This window comes from Phenylobacterium sp. (genome assembly GCF_030693805.1).
Taxonomy (GTDB): Bacteria; Pseudomonadota; Alphaproteobacteria; order Caulobacterales; family Caulobacteraceae; genus Phenylobacterium.
On record NZ_JAUXZW010000350.1, the window covers coordinates 1 to 13,473 of the forward strand.

The window sequence follows — 13,473 nt, forward strand, 5'->3', positions numbered from 1 at the left end:
TCAGATCAGATGGATATCGCTTGGTCTTCTTCGCGATCTTGGCCATCCGGCCACGGCTCTGCTCGGTCCACATCCCGAGCTTGAATCACAGACCACGATGAAGCGGAATCACCGCTCACGCCTTTTCCAAACAGCCTCTCACTGTGCCTGTAGAGATAGCGATGCAAATTGCCGACCGCGTCCAACCGGGCTTGCGCTTCGGTCAACGCCTCCCGGCCCTGCGGGTCGGACAGGACTTTTCGCTGGCGAGCTAGCAGTCCACTGGCGATCTGCAGACCATTTGCAATTCGATGATTGAGTTCGTGAAGCTCCGCCTCGCGACGTTCGAGTTGTCGGCGCAGTTGCGAAGCCTCGCGGTCTTGCGAAATAGCGAGCGCGGCGGCGTCCGAAGCGGCTTCCGCGAGCTTATCGGAATGCGCCTTCGACCCGTCAGCGTCCCGGCGAAGGTACGTCGGGTCGAAATCCGCGATACGTTGAAGCTCATTCCAGTTGAGAATTCTCATCTGGCGATGGCTCACCTCGATCAGCCGTTCCGCTCGCAGGGACTGCACGCATCGATTGACATGCACGACACTGAGGCCGAGCGCGTTCGCCAGGTCTTCATGCGTGAGCGGCAGACAGAAAATACTTCCGTTTGCAGGTGTCGGTCCGCCGAGCCTGACAGCGACTTCACAAAGCAGATGCGCGAGACTTTCTTGCGCAGTTCGCCGCCCGAGCGAACTAGCCCATGCGCACGCAATCGCGTTCTCAGTGGAGAGCATCCGCCAAAAGACCATCGCCAGTCGGGGCCTAGCCTCGAACGCCGCCTTCAGGTCGCGCAGCTCGATACGAGCAATGGTGCAGGAGGTGAGCGCCACGGCCCCGAAATCCACTGCGTCCAGCATGACGCGGTCCAGGTCGCAGACATCGCCGGACAAATGCAGAGCCAGATACTGGCGCCGGCCGTCCGGAAAATCTTGGTAGCGACCCACCCATCCATCGAGAACGATGTGGATGTAGCTATTCCCCCGGCCTTTCTCGAAGAGATCGTGCGAGGCCTCTACGTGACGCTCCGTTGCGATCTGCTCCAGACCGGCCAGGTCCTCCACCTCGAGCAAGGTTCTTAGCCGCCGAGCGCTGCTCAGTGTGGTCATCGGGAGGCTTTGCGGGCGGGCTGGTCGCCCTTGCCCTCGCTTGCCGCATCCACTTCCATGAGGATCTGCGGCCGCGACCCGTTTGCAGCATCAATGCAAGTGAGATCGTTGGTTGGGTTCAGAACGGTCCGGAGCCGACCAGCGCTGTCTTGTAGAGTCACCAGTACTGATGCGCCCGTCGCGCGGTCCGTCGCGACCATGGTGTGCAACGCTGCAATCGCGAGTTCGCGACTTGTGAAGCCGAGTCTTGCGCCGCGTTCGCCCGCCAGGGTCCATATCTGGCCCAGATTGAAGACGCCGTACCGGATGGTATCCATGAAATCCCTCTCGAACTCACCTTGCCCCTGGCCGGGGTGGAGGTCCGTCGGGTCGTCGATATAGGCGTCTGAAAACGACGGGAGCTGTCGAATTTACCGGATCTCCGGCTGCACGACGGAATTCTCATAAGCGAAAAGCGTGTGTCGGATAAATGCCATCGATGTCGGGTGAAGTATTTATATGTTTGAAACCCCTATCGGGACGCGCGATCCGCGCGACATCATAAGAAAAATAGATCTTCGAGACCAAAAGTCGTATGTGGACTCACCAGTGACATTGTAAATGGGCCTCGCTGGCTGAGAGTTTCTTTTACGCTCCCGCCTAGGAGCGCCGCCGTGTCCCATCGAAATCTTTTTCTCGCCCGCCTGAGCGCCGCGCAGCTTTCCGCTCTAGATGGCGACCTGCGACCCACGCGACTGGTGACCGGCGAGGTCCTGCATGAGGCGGGTGAAAAGGTTCAGAGCGTCTATTTTCCAAACAATGGAGTCGTGTCTGTCGTCACAGTCATGAAGGACGGACGAGCGGTTGAGTCGGCCACGCTGGGGTTCGAGAGCGTCGTGGGGGTCGTTTCGGCGCTGACCGGAGCCGCCAGCCACGCCAGGGTGTTCGTTCAAATCGCGGGCGGTGCTTTGAAGATGGACGCTGCGCGATTGCGTGCGTTTGTGGACAACGACCCGAAGGTCCTGCGATCACTGTTGCTGCACGTCCAGAATGACATCGCCCAGGCGGAACAAACCTCCGCGTGCAACGCCCTACACCTGTCCAAGCACCGCCTTGCGCGGTGGCTGCTCCTGACCGACGATCGTGTAGACGGGGCTGTCGTAAATCTGACTCAGGACTACTTGGCCGTCATGCTTGGCGTCCAGCGCACGACGGTTAGCACCCTGGCGTCAGAGCTCAAGGCCGAAGGACTTATTGATTACCAGAGGGGACGGATCGAAATTGTGGATCGAGCTCGATTAGAGATGCTCTCTTGTGAATGCTATGAAGTCGGTCGCATGAGACATGCAGATATTTAATCATTGCAGATAAAACTAAATAGATGCTCGCCTCGAATCGTCGATAGCGAATATTCTATTTAGTATGTTATCTATCGATTACTGATCTCGTCGACACTTTACCCTATTTCCCTCACGGTTGTGCTATCTGACCACGCCGTTCCAGATGGAAAAGGTTACCGATCTAGTTCACGCAGCAGGGCGAGCCGCCTCTGTTGTCGCCAATGCCATTTTTCGAATTACAAACACTCCTTGTCGGGAAGAAAACTCGACGCGAATGCTCAAGCCCGAGGCGATCTCCTAGTACGTTTCCCACTGCCTACGCTGACATCCACAATCTTCCGCCTGAGGAACTTTCCAGGGTGATCGAGCGTGATCGCACGGTGAAGTTCAGCCACACGCTTGAAGCTCAGATCGGCTGCCAGCTACGGGCTGGCTTCATGCTCACCTACTTTTTCGAGGACAAGGACCCAGCGGCCCTGAATACACTCCGTTCGCTGTACTTTCCGATCCACCTTGCAACGCGCGCTCTCAAGGCATGAACAGCGGCAGGCCGACGCCTGGGGTTTTATGACCGAAATGCGTGGAAAGCAGACGTCAGCGCCCGCCCCTCAACGCTTGCCCTGTCTGAGCGTTTAGCCGCCCGAACGTGCGCACGAGATCGTCGCAAGCTGCTTTCCGAGCTTCGCACTGGACATCAATACTCATTGCGACGCCTGGGCCGTTCTGAAGCAAGGTGCGCTTGACGACGGACGGATAGGCTGGGTCCTCCGGGGGAGCGAACGACCATATGGTCCAGGTCGCCTCATCGGTCGCAATAGTCCAACCGTTCTGAACTTCGAACATCACACCTGGACGTAAGCGAAGTGCTTCCATTGCGGCGCTCACGCTCTGATAACCAACGGTTGACCGCGGCTGTTCTGGCACAGGCACCTGTGATTGGGCGACGGCAGAGGGCGCGGCGAGTAGCAAGCCGGCGACAGCGAGTGCGCTCATCCATGAAGTCATGCGACCGAAGCTAAGGCATAGACTGCTGCGTTCAAGCGCGGACACCATCACTTCCGAAATGGGTGGTGAGCGGTCATCATGCCCGCCACCTATAGCGGACATCAGGCACACTCTCTTCGTTGCGGGCGCCATGCGTGCTTTCCATCGCGATGAAGCCCTGACGCTCGTAGAGGCGGCGCCGGCCAATGATCGGTAGCGGGCCTCGCGATGCGCACCTCTATCGTAGGCTTTTTTGTAACTAGTAACAGTCGCTTAGGAGTGCCTGCCCTTTGTTAGGCGACGGCCACCAAGGGGCGTGCTCGCGCAACGGGCGACGATCTGGCCGAGTAGGGGGAGTTTCAATGGGCTGGGCCGATAATGGTTTTTTCCTCACCGCGTTGGAGAACAGCAGCGGTTGCGTCAAGGTGTTGGACTTGGAGGGCCGCCTCCTTTTCATGAATTCGGCGGGCCGCTGCCTTATGGAGGTGGATGATTTTTCGCAGGTCGAAGGCCGGCTATGGGCCAGCTTCTGGCCAGAATACGCACGGCCTCAAATCGCCCGCGCGCTCGCCGCGGCGCTCGGCGGCGATGAGCAACGCTTGAAAGCCGACTGCCCCACGGCGAAGGGAACGCTGAAAAGCTGGCAGGTCACGGTGTCACCCCTGATTGAAGACGGCCTCGTCGTGGCGGTGTTGGCGACGTCCGAGGATATCACCGAGAGCCTGCGGCGGGAACGCGAACTCGATCGGTCGATTGCCGGGCTGCGCAGCGCGAACAGCATCGCAAAGGTGGGCAGTTGGGAGTTCAACTGCCTTACCGAAGAGGTGTACTTCTCCTTGGAGGCTGCGACGCTGATGGGCTGGGGCCAGCCGGAGCGATTCCGGCGGGAGGAAGCCGAACTGGCCTGGATTGAAATCGACCGTAGTAGCTTTCATGAGGCGTTGGACGCAGCCATCGAAGACGGCTCACGACTTGAGTTCGAAGGCAGGGTCAGGACAGCTTCCGGCGTGCGGTGGATCCGGGTGTTGGGCGAACCCGAGATCGTTGGAGAATTTTGCGTCAGCTTCACCGGCGCCGTCCAGGACGTGACCGACTGGCGCGACGCGATGGAAAAGCTTCGCGCGTCCGAGAAAGCCGCCCAAGCCGCCACCGAAGCCATGTCCAACTTTCTCGCGACAATGAGCCATGAAATCCGCACGCCGCTCAACGGAATCATCGGCATGGCGGACGCGATCGGGCGTGGCGATCTTTCGCCTGTCCAACGCGAGCGCTTGGCGGTCGTGGAACGATCCGGCCAGGTGCTCCTGACGCTGTTGAACGATCTCCTGGACCTTTCCCGGATTCAGGAGGGTCAACTCGCCCTTGAGGACGGGGTGGTGAGCGGGCGCGACCTCGTCGATTCGGCCTCCGCCACCTTCGAGGCCCTCGTGCGCGACAAGGACGTTTGCTTCACCTTGGACGTGGGCGACGCGCGGGCGTGCCACTGGAGGGGAGATCAGGCGCGCTTGCGGCAGATTATCAACAATCTGATCGCCAACGCGGTGAAATTCACCGACCGGGGCACGGTGCAACTGAAACTCGGCCATGACGGTCAGAATCTGATCGCTGTGGTGCAGGATACCGGTGTCGGCGTGCCAGCCGTCAGCCTGCCGCACATCTTCGATCGCTTTGTCCAGGCCGACGCTTCGACGACGCGGAAATACGGCGGGTCCGGGCTCGGGCTGGCCATCTCCCGCGAGCTTGCTCAACGTATGGGCGGCTCGATCGATGTGCGGAGCGTCGAAGGCGAAGGCTCGGCCTTCACACTGTGGATTCCAGCGCAGCCGGTCGAAATGGCGGTCACGCACTCGGCCACGCAGGCCGACACGCTCAGTCTAGCCGAGGCGCAAGGGCCGTTGCGGATTCTCGCTGCCGAAGACAACGCCACCAATCGGCTTGTACTGGCCACGTTGCTGGCGGAACTTGGGCTCGAGGCCACCTTCGTCGAGAACGGCGAACAGGCCGTGCAGGCCTGGCGCGCTCAGTCATGGGACCTGATGCTGCTGGACATCCAGATGCCGGTCATGGACGGCGTAACCGCCACCCGCCTCATCCGCAGCGAGGAAAGGGCGCTCGGGCGCGCCGCGGCCCCCATTGTGGCGCTCACCGCCAACGCCATGGAGCATCAGCTCGCAAGCTACGTCGAGGCTGGCATGGATGGACTGATTGCCAAGCCTGTCAGCGTGGCAGGGCTCATCGCGGGATTAAATTCAGTCTTCGCGTCGTCTGGGGAGTCACGAGAGGCCGCCTGACGCCCATAGGATCCACGGGGTCGAGAGCGCCATCCGGTCCCCTGCGTCGAACAGACACTGGGCCAACCGCCCCTCAACGGACCTTGTGAAGGTCCGAGATGGGTCGAAAACGGCCCCGCCCCTAAACTCTCGCCCCCCGCGCCTCGCGGATCGCGCGCTGCAGCGCGCGGGCGAATTCCTGGCGTTCGTCGGGGCTGAGCGCCTGGGCCACCGGCATCGCCTTGCCGGACAGCGCCAGCTTCAGCCCCACCAGCTGCTCGTCGACCACCTCCAGCGCCACCCGGGTGAAGGCGGTGGGCGATTCCCAGATCACGTCGGAACGGCGGGGAGTCTCGCGCACCACGCGCACGTCGCGGGCGGTGACCTGCACGCGTTCCACATGCTTTGCGGCGGCGAAGCTGACCAGGAAGGCGATCACCACGGCCAGCACGTCGAGGCCCAGGAACAGCGGCACGAAGGTCGCGCCCATCGACATGAACACCGCCGCGGCCACGCAGTTGAACCCGGTGACCACGCCGATCAGCACGACAAAGCCGCGCTCGGACAGCGAGCGGTTCGGCGTGATCACCGCATCCATGTAGAGGGCAGCGTCCATCGGCGGCCATGAATACGCCCCTCGCGGGCTTGGCGAAACCATCCGATGCACGCCATGGTCGCCTTTCCCATGGCCAAGCCCAAGCTCGCCCGTCCTGCGCTCAAACCTGCCGAGCAGCGGCGCATCGAAGAGATCTTCGAACGCCTGAGGGCCGAGTCCGAAGACCCGCGCACCGAGCTCGACTACGCCAGCCCCTATCAGCTCGTCGTCGCCGTGGCGCTGTCGGCCCAGGCCACCGACAAATCGGTGAACAAGGCCACCGAAAAGCTGTTCGCCGTCGCCAGCACGCCGCAGCAGATGCTGGCGCTCGGCGAAGAGGCCCTGATCCCCTACATCGCTTCGATCGGCCTGTTCCGCACCAAGGCGAAGAACGTCATCGCCACCGCCCGCATCCTCATCGAGCGCTATGGCGGCGAGGTGCCGCTGGAGCGCGAGGCCCTGCAGAGCCTGCCCGGCGTCGGGCGCAAGACCGCCAGCGTGGTGCTCAACGAACTGGACGTCGAACCGGCCATCGCCGTCGACACCCATGTGTTCCGCGTCGCCCATCGCCTGGCGCTGTCGCAGGGCAAGACGCCGGACCTGGTCGAGGCCGACCTGATGGCGGTGGTGCCGCAACCGTTCCTGACGCGGGCCCACCACTGGCTGATCCTGCATGGGCGCTACACCTGCGTGGCCCGGCGGCCGAAGTGCGAGGACTGCGTCATCGCCGACCTCTGTCCCTCCCGCCACCTGTTCGCCCGCGCCTGACGCCGCCCGCCCGACGCCGCTCGCTTGACGCAGCCCGGCGGCGGTGACCAGGATCACCATCACGTGTTCGTGATGGAGACGGCATGCACCCCTTCCTGCGCGCCATGACCGCCACCCTGCTCGCCCTCAGCCTCGGCGCCTGCAGCAACCTCGTCTACTCGGACCAACCGCTGTTCACCGCGACGGACAGCGCCGGCGCGATCCCCATGCGCCCCGGCGTGTGGATGGTTTCCGGCGACGCCGAATGCGCCTTCGACGCCGCCGCCCCGCTCGCGACGTGGCCGGAATGCGCGGAGGGCAAGGCGGTGACCCGCCGCGAGGCCCGGCAAGGGGCCGCCGCCTTCGTCGATGATGACGCCATGATCGCGGGTGGCGACCCGATGGTCGTCCAGGACCCCGGTGACGCGCCCGAGACCCGCACCTCTTACTTCGGCCTGCGGGTCACCAGGCTGGACGCGCGCAGCCGGGCGGTGGAGTTCGCCGTCTGGTTGGTCCACTGCGGTCCGCCGCCTCCGCCCGATCCCGCCGATCCCGATCGCCCCAGCGTCACCGACAGGCCGCTGCCGGGCCTGGAGGTCCGCGACGCCAACTGCGTCGCCCATGACAAGGAGGCCGTCCGCGGCGCCGCCCGGGCTAGCGAAGCCTGGGACCACGGCGGCGCCCGCTTCCGCTGGATCCGCGACGGCCGGCGCTAGGGGTTTCCTCAACTCGGCTAACCCACCCGAAAGCGGGGGTGTGGCGCGTGGGTCGCGCTCGCGGCCCATCGGGGCTTAAAGCTCATGGCGGCCAGTTTGCCTGACGTCCCGGGCCTCTCAAGGACGAGCGCGCACGCGCTCGCCGCGCACGCGGCCGGCCAGGAGCCGGTCCTTGACAGGCCCGGGACGTCAGGCTCGCATCATCCATGAGATTTATGGCAGGCCCTCCGCGGACGCGGCGTGCCTCTTCTTCCCCCTAACATTGCCCGAGAGGCGCTTTGCCTATAGTCAGCGCGCATTCCTCGCGCGAGACACGGCCCCTCCCCCATGACCCAGCTTTTCGACGTCGCCGCGATCGGCAACGCCATCGTCGATGTGATCTCGCCGGCGGCCGAAGCCTTTCTGGCGGGCGAGGGCCTGGCCAAGGGCTCGATGGCGCTGATCGACGAGGATCGCGGAAACCAGCTTTATGCGCGCATGGGCGCCGGTGTGGAGACCTCGGGCGGCTCGGCCGGCAACACCATCGCCGGGATCGCCAGCCTGGGCGGCCGCGCGGCCTACCTGGGCAAGGTGGCGTCCGACCAGCTAGGCGAAGTCTTCATCCACGACATGCGCGCGATCGGCGCGACGTTCGACACCCCGGCGCTGACCGGCGGTCCGGCCACCGCGCGCTGCCTGATCAATGTCACCCCGGACGGCGAGCGCACCATGTGCACCTACCTGGGCGCCTCGACCCGGTTCGGGCCCGACGACGTGGACGCGGCCGTCGTCGAGAACGCCGCCATCCTCTATCTGGAAGGCTATCTGTTCGACCCCGAGGAGGCGCGGCGCGCCTTCGCCAAGGCCGCGGGCCTGGCGCGCGGCGCCGGCCGCCGGATCGCCATCACCCTCTCCGACGCCTTCGTCGTCGAGCGCCACCGCGAGGCGCTGCTGGGGTTCATCAAGGGCCAGGTCGACATCGTCTTCGCCAACGAGGTCGAGGTCACCGCCCTGTTCCAGACCGACGACTTCGATGCGGCCGTGGCCTCGTTGGCCGCCATCACCGACATCGCCGCGGTGACGCGCGGGGCGCAGGGCTCGGTAGTCGCCTCCGGCGCGAGCACCCACGCCGTCCCCGCCGAGCCTGTGGAGAAAGTCGTGGACACCACCGGCGCGGGCGACCAATACGCGGCGGGTTTCCTCTTTGGCCTGTCGCAGGGCCGCGCGCTGCCCGACTGCGCCCGCCTGGGCGCCATGGCGGCGGCCGAGGTGATTTCGCATTATGGCCCGCGGCCGCAGGTCTCGCTCCGCGACCTCGCCGCGTCGAAAGGACTCTAGGCCGATGGCCCGCACCGCCGAGGTGGTCCGTGAGACCAAGGAGACGCAGATCCGCGTCTGGGTTGACCTGGATGGGACCGGCGCCGCGCAGGTGACCACCGGCGTCGGCTTCTTCGACCACATGCTGGACAGCTTCGCCCGCCACGCCGGCGTCGACCTCAAGGTCGAGACCAAGGGCGACCTGCACATCGACATGCACCACACCGTCGAGGACACCGGCATCGTGCTGGGCCAGGCGGTCGCCAAGGCGCTGGACGGGCTGAAGGGCATCCGCCGCTTCGGCCACGCCTACATCCCGATGGACGAGACGCTGACCCGCTGCGCCATCGACCTGTCGAACCGCCCCTACCTGATCTGGAAGGTCGCCTTCGCGCGTCCCAAGGTCGGCGAGATGGACACCGAGCTGTTCAAGGAATTCCACCACGCCTTCGCCATGAATGTCGGCGCCTGCGTGCATCTCGAGACCCTCTACGGCGACAACTCGCACCACATCGCCGAAAGCGGCTTCAAGGCCCTCGCCCGCGCGTTGCGCACGGCGGTGGAGCCGGACCCCAAGACCCTTGGCCAGGCTCCGTCCACCAAGGGCGTGCTCTAGGAAGTTTGGTCCCATGCAGAGCGTCGCCCTGATCGACTACGGGTCGGGCAATCTCCGTTCGGCCGAGAAGGCCCTGGTGAAGGCCGCCGGCGATCGCGCCGTCGAGATCCGCGTCACCCACGATCCGGAGATCGTCGCCCGCGCCGACCGCCTGGTGCTGCCGGGCGTCGGCGCCTTCGCGGCCTGCAAGGCGGCGCTCGACGCACGGCCCGGCCTGGTCGAGGCGATGACCGAGGCCGTGCGCACCCGCGGCGCGCCGTTCCTTGGCGTCTGCGTCGGCATGCAGCTGCTCGCCACACGGGGGCTCGAGTTCGGCGAGACCGCAGGCCTCGACTGGATCGCCGGCGACGTGCGCCGCATCGAACCCGCCGACCCGGCGCTCAAGGTCCCGCACATGGGCTGGAACGACCTCGAAAGCGTCGCCACGGGCCAGCCGATCCTGGCCGGCGTGGATGCCCAGCCGATGTACTTCACCCACTCCTTCGCCTTCTTTCCCGACGACGAGGCCGACGTCGCCGCCTGGGTCGACCATGGCGGACGTTTCCCCGCCGCCGTCGCGCGCGGCAACGTCGCCGGCGTGCAGTTCCACCCGGAGAAGTCGCAAGGCGCCGGGCTATCCCTTTTGGCGCGCTTTCTGGAGTGGCGACCGTGATCCTCTACCCGGCTATCGACCTGAAGGACGGCCAGTGCGTGCGCGTGCTGCACGGCGTCCTCGACACCGCCACGGTGTTCAACACCTCGCCTCCTGACCAGGCGAAGCGGTTTGTGAACGATGGTTTCCATTGGATCCACGTCATCGACCTGAACGGCGCGGTCCAGGGCAAGGCGGTCAACGCCGATGCGGTGCAGGACATCCTCAACGCCGTGTCGATCCCGATCCAGCTCGGCGGCGGCATCCGCACGCTCGCCGACATCGAACGCTGGATCGAAGCCGGCGTCAGCCGGGTGATCCTCGGCACCGTAGCCGTGCGCGAACCGCAGATCGTCAAGGAAGCCGCCAAGCTGTGGCCTGAGCAGATCGCCGTCAGCGTCGACGTCCGCGCCGGCAAGGTCGCGGTCCAGGGCTGGACCGAGAGCTCCGACCTCGACGCGGTCACCGTCTCCAAGCGCTTCGAGGACGCCGGCGTCGGCGCCCTGATCATCACCGACATCGACCGCGACGGCGCCCTGCTGGGCTTCAACGTCGAGGCCTTCGGCGCCATCGCCGACGCGGTGACCATCCCGGTGATCGCCGCGGGCGGCCTGGCCTCCGTCGACGACATCACCCGACTGAAGGCGCGCAAGGGCGTGCCGATCGCCGGCGCGGTGCTGGGCCGCGCCCTCTACACCGGCGGCATCACCCCGGCCCAGGCGCTGGCGGTCGCGGCCTGATGCTCAAGGTCCGCGTCATCCCCTGCCTGGACGTCAAGGACGGGCGCGTGGTCAAGGGCGTGAACTTCGTCTCCTTGCGTGACGCGGGCGATCCGGTCGAACAGGCGCGGGCCTACGACGCGGCCGGCGCCGACGAGCTGATGTTCCTGGACATAACCGCCAGCCACGAGGGCCGCGGCGCGATCCTCGACGTCGTCGCGCGCACCGCCGACGTCTGCTTCATGCCGCTCAGCGTCGGCGGCGGCATCCGCCAGGTGGAGGATGCCCGCCGGCTCCTGCTGGCCGGCGCCGACAAGATCTCGATCAACACCTCGGCGGTGGAGAACCGCGAACTGATCACCGCCTGCGCCGACGCCTTCGGCAGCCAGGCCACCGTGGACGCCATCGACGCCAAGAACGCCCACGAGCGCAGCGGCTGGGAGGTCTCCATCTCCGGCGGCCGCAAGGCGACGGGCCTGGACGTGGTCGCCTATGCGGTGGAGGCCGAACGCCGCGGCGCGGGCGAGATCCTGCTCACCTCCATGGACCGCGACGGCGCCAAGACCGGCTACGACCTCGACCTGCTGGCCGCGGTCACCCGCGAGGTGGGCATCCCGGTGATCGCCAGCGGCGGCGCGGGAAACGCCGCCCACATGGTCGACGCGGTCTCCCACGGCCACGCCGACGCCGTGCTCGCCGCCTCGATCTTCCACTTCGGCGAAGTCGGCATCGCAGAGGTGAAACTGGCGATGGACCGCGCCGGCCTACCTGTGCGCCACACCCAGGGGGTCCCTGCATGAGCCGCTTCGACGAGACGCTTCAGCGCCTGGCCGCGACCATCCAGACCCGCAAGGGCGCGGACGCCGCCGGCTCCTACACCGCCCAACTGCTCGCCGACCCCGCGCGCGCCGCCAAAAAGCTCGGCGAAGAGGCGGTGGAGACGGTGATCGCCGCGACCCTGCGCGACGCCGATGCGCTGGCCGCCGAAAGCGCCGACCTGATCTACCACTGGCTGGTGGTACTGGCCGCCGCTGGCGTCAGCCTCGACGACGTCGCCGCGAAGCTGGAAGCCCGCGAAGGCCGCTCCGGCCTCGACGAAAAGGCCGCGCGCGGAGGCTGACGGTAGGCTTCAGACGCCCCCTACCCGAACACCGCCGCCAGCAGAAACGCAGCCCCCGACGCCAGCGCGCCCACGGCGAACCACAGCATCGACGGCGCGCCAGCCGGCGCCTCAGCAGCGACCACCACCGGCGCAACAGGCTCGGCCAGCCGCGCCAGGTTCCGCAGCGCGAGCGTCGCGTCCTGCAGCAACCGCTTCACCTGAGCCGGCGGGGACAGCTCCCGCATCATCCAGCGCCGCACCACCGGGTCGGCGGCCGCCCAGATGTCGTGCTCGGGATGGATGCGCCGCGCCACGCCCTCCACTGTCATCATCGTCTTCTGCAGCAGCACCAGCTCAGGGCGCAGGCGCATGTCGAACAGGGCGGTGATCTCGAACAACTGGGTCAGAACCCGACTCATCGACACCTGGGAGGCGTTGCGGCCGAACATCGGCTCGCCCACCGCGCGCAACGCCTGGGCGAAGGCCGGCACGCTGTGCACGGCGGGCACATAGCCGGCCTCGAAATGCACACGGGCCACCCGCTCGTAATCGCGCTCCAGGAAGCCCAACAGGATCTCCGCCAGATAGCGCCGCTCGTCGGCGCTCAGCCGCCCGACGATGCCGTAGTCCACAGCGGTGAGCTGCGCCGGCGCTGCGGCGAACAGGTTGCCCTCGTGCAGGTCGGCGTGGAACACCCCGTGGTCCAGCGCCTGGGCCAGGAACGCGCGGATCAGGTTGTCGGCCAGCGCCTTGCGGTCCAGTCCCGGTTGCTCCAGCGCGGCGGCGTCCGACAGCGCCATGCCGGCCGCCCATTCGAGGGTCAGCACCCGCTTGCCGACCCCGTCCCAGATCACCTTGGGCGCGCGCATGTAGCCGTCCCTGGCCATCACCTCGCCCAGCTCGTCGGCCCCCGCCGCCTCCAGTCGCAGATCCAGCTCCAGTTCCGTCGCGCGGATCACGGTGGCGGCGAAGGCTCTGGGCTCCAGTCGCCTCGCCGGGACCGACCAGTGCTCGGCCAGACCCGCCGCCAGCGCCAGCACCTCGGCGTCGCGCGCCACCCGCCGTTCGATGCGCGGGCGCAGCACCTTGACCGCCACGCGGCGCCCGTCGATCAGCGTGGCCTCGTGCGCCTGGGCCAGCGACGCGCCGGCCACCGGCGGGCCGAAGTGGGCGAACAGGCTCTCGATCGGCCGCCCCAGCGCCAGCTCCACCTCCGAGCGCGCCAGCTCCTGGGAAAAGGGCGCCAAACGATCTTTCAGCCGCGACAGGTCCTGGGCGAACTCCGCGCCGAACACGTCGGCCCGGGTCGACATCAACTGCCCGAGCTTGATCGCCACCGGCCCCA

15 protein-coding genes are annotated in these 13,473 nt (G+C 66.2%); 11 read left to right on the forward strand and 4 right to left on the reverse strand.

From position 1 onward, the window contains the following. Positions 1-5: 5 nt before the first annotated feature. Both Q8M88_RS13995 and Q8M88_RS14000 read right to left on the reverse strand, forming a co-directional pair. On the reverse strand, positions 6-1,133 hold the full coding sequence (locus Q8M88_RS13995; RefSeq protein ID WP_305597770.1) for a helix-turn-helix domain-containing protein: 1,128 nt from the start codon (positions 1,131-1,133) through the stop codon (positions 6-8). After that, positions 1,130-1,450: a hypothetical protein gene (locus Q8M88_RS14000; RefSeq protein ID WP_305597771.1), complete on the reverse strand. Its 321-nt coding sequence runs from the start codon at positions 1,448-1,450 to the stop codon at positions 1,130-1,132. The genes Q8M88_RS13995 and Q8M88_RS14000 overlap by 4 nt, the downstream gene beginning before the upstream one ends. A gap of 336 nt (positions 1,451-1,786) precedes the next feature. Here Q8M88_RS14000 and Q8M88_RS14005 point away from each other — a divergent pair, with 336 nt between their 5' ends. From Q8M88_RS14005 to Q8M88_RS14015, 3 genes are all read left to right on the forward strand, one after another. After that, positions 1,787-2,470, forward strand: coding sequence for a Crp/Fnr family transcriptional regulator (locus tag Q8M88_RS14005; RefSeq protein ID WP_305597772.1), 684 nt, complete (start codon positions 1,787-1,789; stop codon positions 2,468-2,470). 341 nt (positions 2,471-2,811) lie between these two features. Beyond that, positions 2,812-2,991: a hypothetical protein gene (locus Q8M88_RS14010; RefSeq protein ID WP_305597773.1), complete on the forward strand. Its 180-nt coding sequence runs from the start codon at positions 2,812-2,814 to the stop codon at positions 2,989-2,991. A gap of 807 nt (positions 2,992-3,798) precedes the next feature. Continuing rightward, positions 3,799-5,727 (forward strand): PAS domain-containing hybrid sensor histidine kinase/response regulator, encoded by a 1,929-nt coding sequence (locus tag Q8M88_RS14015; RefSeq protein WP_305597774.1) that lies wholly within the window; start codon positions 3,799-3,801, stop codon positions 5,725-5,727. A gap of 121 nt (positions 5,728-5,848) precedes the next feature. On the opposite strand, the gene Q8M88_RS14020 is transcribed toward Q8M88_RS14015, so the two are convergent. Then, the gene (locus Q8M88_RS14020; RefSeq protein WP_305597775.1) at positions 5,849-6,322 is read right to left on the reverse strand and encodes a DUF2244 domain-containing protein; all 474 of its coding nucleotides are present in this window, start codon (positions 6,320-6,322) and stop codon (positions 5,849-5,851) included. Between the two features lie 54 nt (positions 6,323-6,376). On the opposite strand from Q8M88_RS14020, the gene nth reads away from it, so the two are divergent. From nth to Q8M88_RS14060, 8 genes are all read left to right on the forward strand, one after another. Next, on the forward strand, positions 6,377-7,069 hold the full coding sequence (nth, locus tag Q8M88_RS14025; RefSeq protein WP_305597776.1) for an endonuclease III: 693 nt from the start codon (positions 6,377-6,379) through the stop codon (positions 7,067-7,069). Between the two features lie 83 nt (positions 7,070-7,152). After that, positions 7,153-7,764: a hypothetical protein gene (locus Q8M88_RS14030; protein ID WP_305597777.1), complete on the forward strand. Its 612-nt coding sequence runs from the start codon at positions 7,153-7,155 to the stop codon at positions 7,762-7,764. 327 nt (positions 7,765-8,091) lie between these two features. Beyond that, the gene (locus tag Q8M88_RS14035; RefSeq protein WP_305597778.1) at positions 8,092-9,081 is read left to right on the forward strand and encodes an adenosine kinase; all 990 of its coding nucleotides are present in this window, start codon (positions 8,092-8,094) and stop codon (positions 9,079-9,081) included. A gap of 4 nt (positions 9,082-9,085) precedes the next feature. Further along, a complete protein-coding gene (hisB, locus tag Q8M88_RS14040) occupies positions 9,086-9,676 on the forward strand; it encodes an imidazoleglycerol-phosphate dehydratase HisB (RefSeq protein WP_305597779.1) in 591 nt (196 codons plus the stop codon). Between the two features lie 13 nt (positions 9,677-9,689). Next, positions 9,690-10,328: an imidazole glycerol phosphate synthase subunit HisH gene (gene hisH / locus Q8M88_RS14045; RefSeq protein ID WP_305597780.1), complete on the forward strand. Its 639-nt coding sequence runs from the start codon at positions 9,690-9,692 to the stop codon at positions 10,326-10,328. Next, on the forward strand, positions 10,325-11,047 hold the full coding sequence (hisA, locus tag Q8M88_RS14050; RefSeq protein WP_305597781.1) for a 1-(5-phosphoribosyl)-5-[(5-phosphoribosylamino)methylideneamino]imidazole-4-carboxamide isomerase: 723 nt from the start codon (positions 10,325-10,327) through the stop codon (positions 11,045-11,047). The genes hisH and hisA overlap by 4 nt, the downstream gene beginning before the upstream one ends. After that, complete coding sequence (hisF, locus tag Q8M88_RS14055; RefSeq protein ID WP_305597782.1) at positions 11,047-11,826, forward strand: imidazole glycerol phosphate synthase subunit HisF; 780 nt, start codon at positions 11,047-11,049, stop codon at positions 11,824-11,826. The genes hisA and hisF overlap by 1 nt, the downstream gene beginning before the upstream one ends. Beyond that, positions 11,823-12,146 (forward strand): phosphoribosyl-ATP diphosphatase, encoded by a 324-nt coding sequence (locus tag Q8M88_RS14060; RefSeq protein ID WP_305597783.1) that lies wholly within the window; start codon positions 11,823-11,825, stop codon positions 12,144-12,146. The genes hisF and Q8M88_RS14060 overlap by 4 nt, the downstream gene beginning before the upstream one ends. 20 nt (positions 12,147-12,166) lie before the next feature. Here the strand turns inward: Q8M88_RS14060 and ubiB are convergent. Then, positions 12,167-13,473, reverse strand: a 1,307-nt coding sequence (gene ubiB / locus Q8M88_RS14065; RefSeq protein ID WP_305597784.1) for a 2-polyprenylphenol 6-hydroxylase, incomplete at its 5' end; no start/stop codon positions are given.

Coding starts and splice junctions, on each gene's coding strand:
- Q8M88_RS13995 (WP_305597770.1), bottom strand. CDS start 1,133: ATGACCACACTGAGCAGCGCTCGGCGGCTAAGAACCTTGCTCGAGGTG.
- Q8M88_RS14000 (WP_305597771.1), bottom strand. CDS start 1,450: ATGGATACCATCCGGTACGGCGTCTTCAATCTGGGCCAGATATGGACC.
- Q8M88_RS14015 (WP_305597774.1), top strand. CDS start 3,799: ATGGGCTGGGCCGATAATGGTTTTTTCCTCACCGCGTTGGAGAACAGC.
- Q8M88_RS14020 (WP_305597775.1), bottom strand. CDS start 6,322: ATGGACGCTGCCCTCTACATGGATGCGGTGATCACGCCGAACCGCTCG.
- nth (WP_305597776.1), top strand. CDS start 6,377: ATGGTCGCCTTTCCCATGGCCAAGCCCAAGCTCGCCCGTCCTGCGCTC.
- Q8M88_RS14030 (WP_305597777.1), top strand. CDS start 7,153: ATGCACCCCTTCCTGCGCGCCATGACCGCCACCCTGCTCGCCCTCAGC.
- Q8M88_RS14035 (WP_305597778.1), top strand. CDS start 8,092: ATGACCCAGCTTTTCGACGTCGCCGCGATCGGCAACGCCATCGTCGAT.
- hisB (WP_305597779.1), top strand. CDS start 9,086: ATGGCCCGCACCGCCGAGGTGGTCCGTGAGACCAAGGAGACGCAGATC.
- hisH (WP_305597780.1), top strand. CDS start 9,690: ATGCAGAGCGTCGCCCTGATCGACTACGGGTCGGGCAATCTCCGTTCG.
- hisF (WP_305597782.1), top strand. CDS start 11,047: ATGCTCAAGGTCCGCGTCATCCCCTGCCTGGACGTCAAGGACGGGCGC.
- Q8M88_RS14060 (WP_305597783.1), top strand. CDS start 11,823: ATGAGCCGCTTCGACGAGACGCTTCAGCGCCTGGCCGCGACCATCCAG.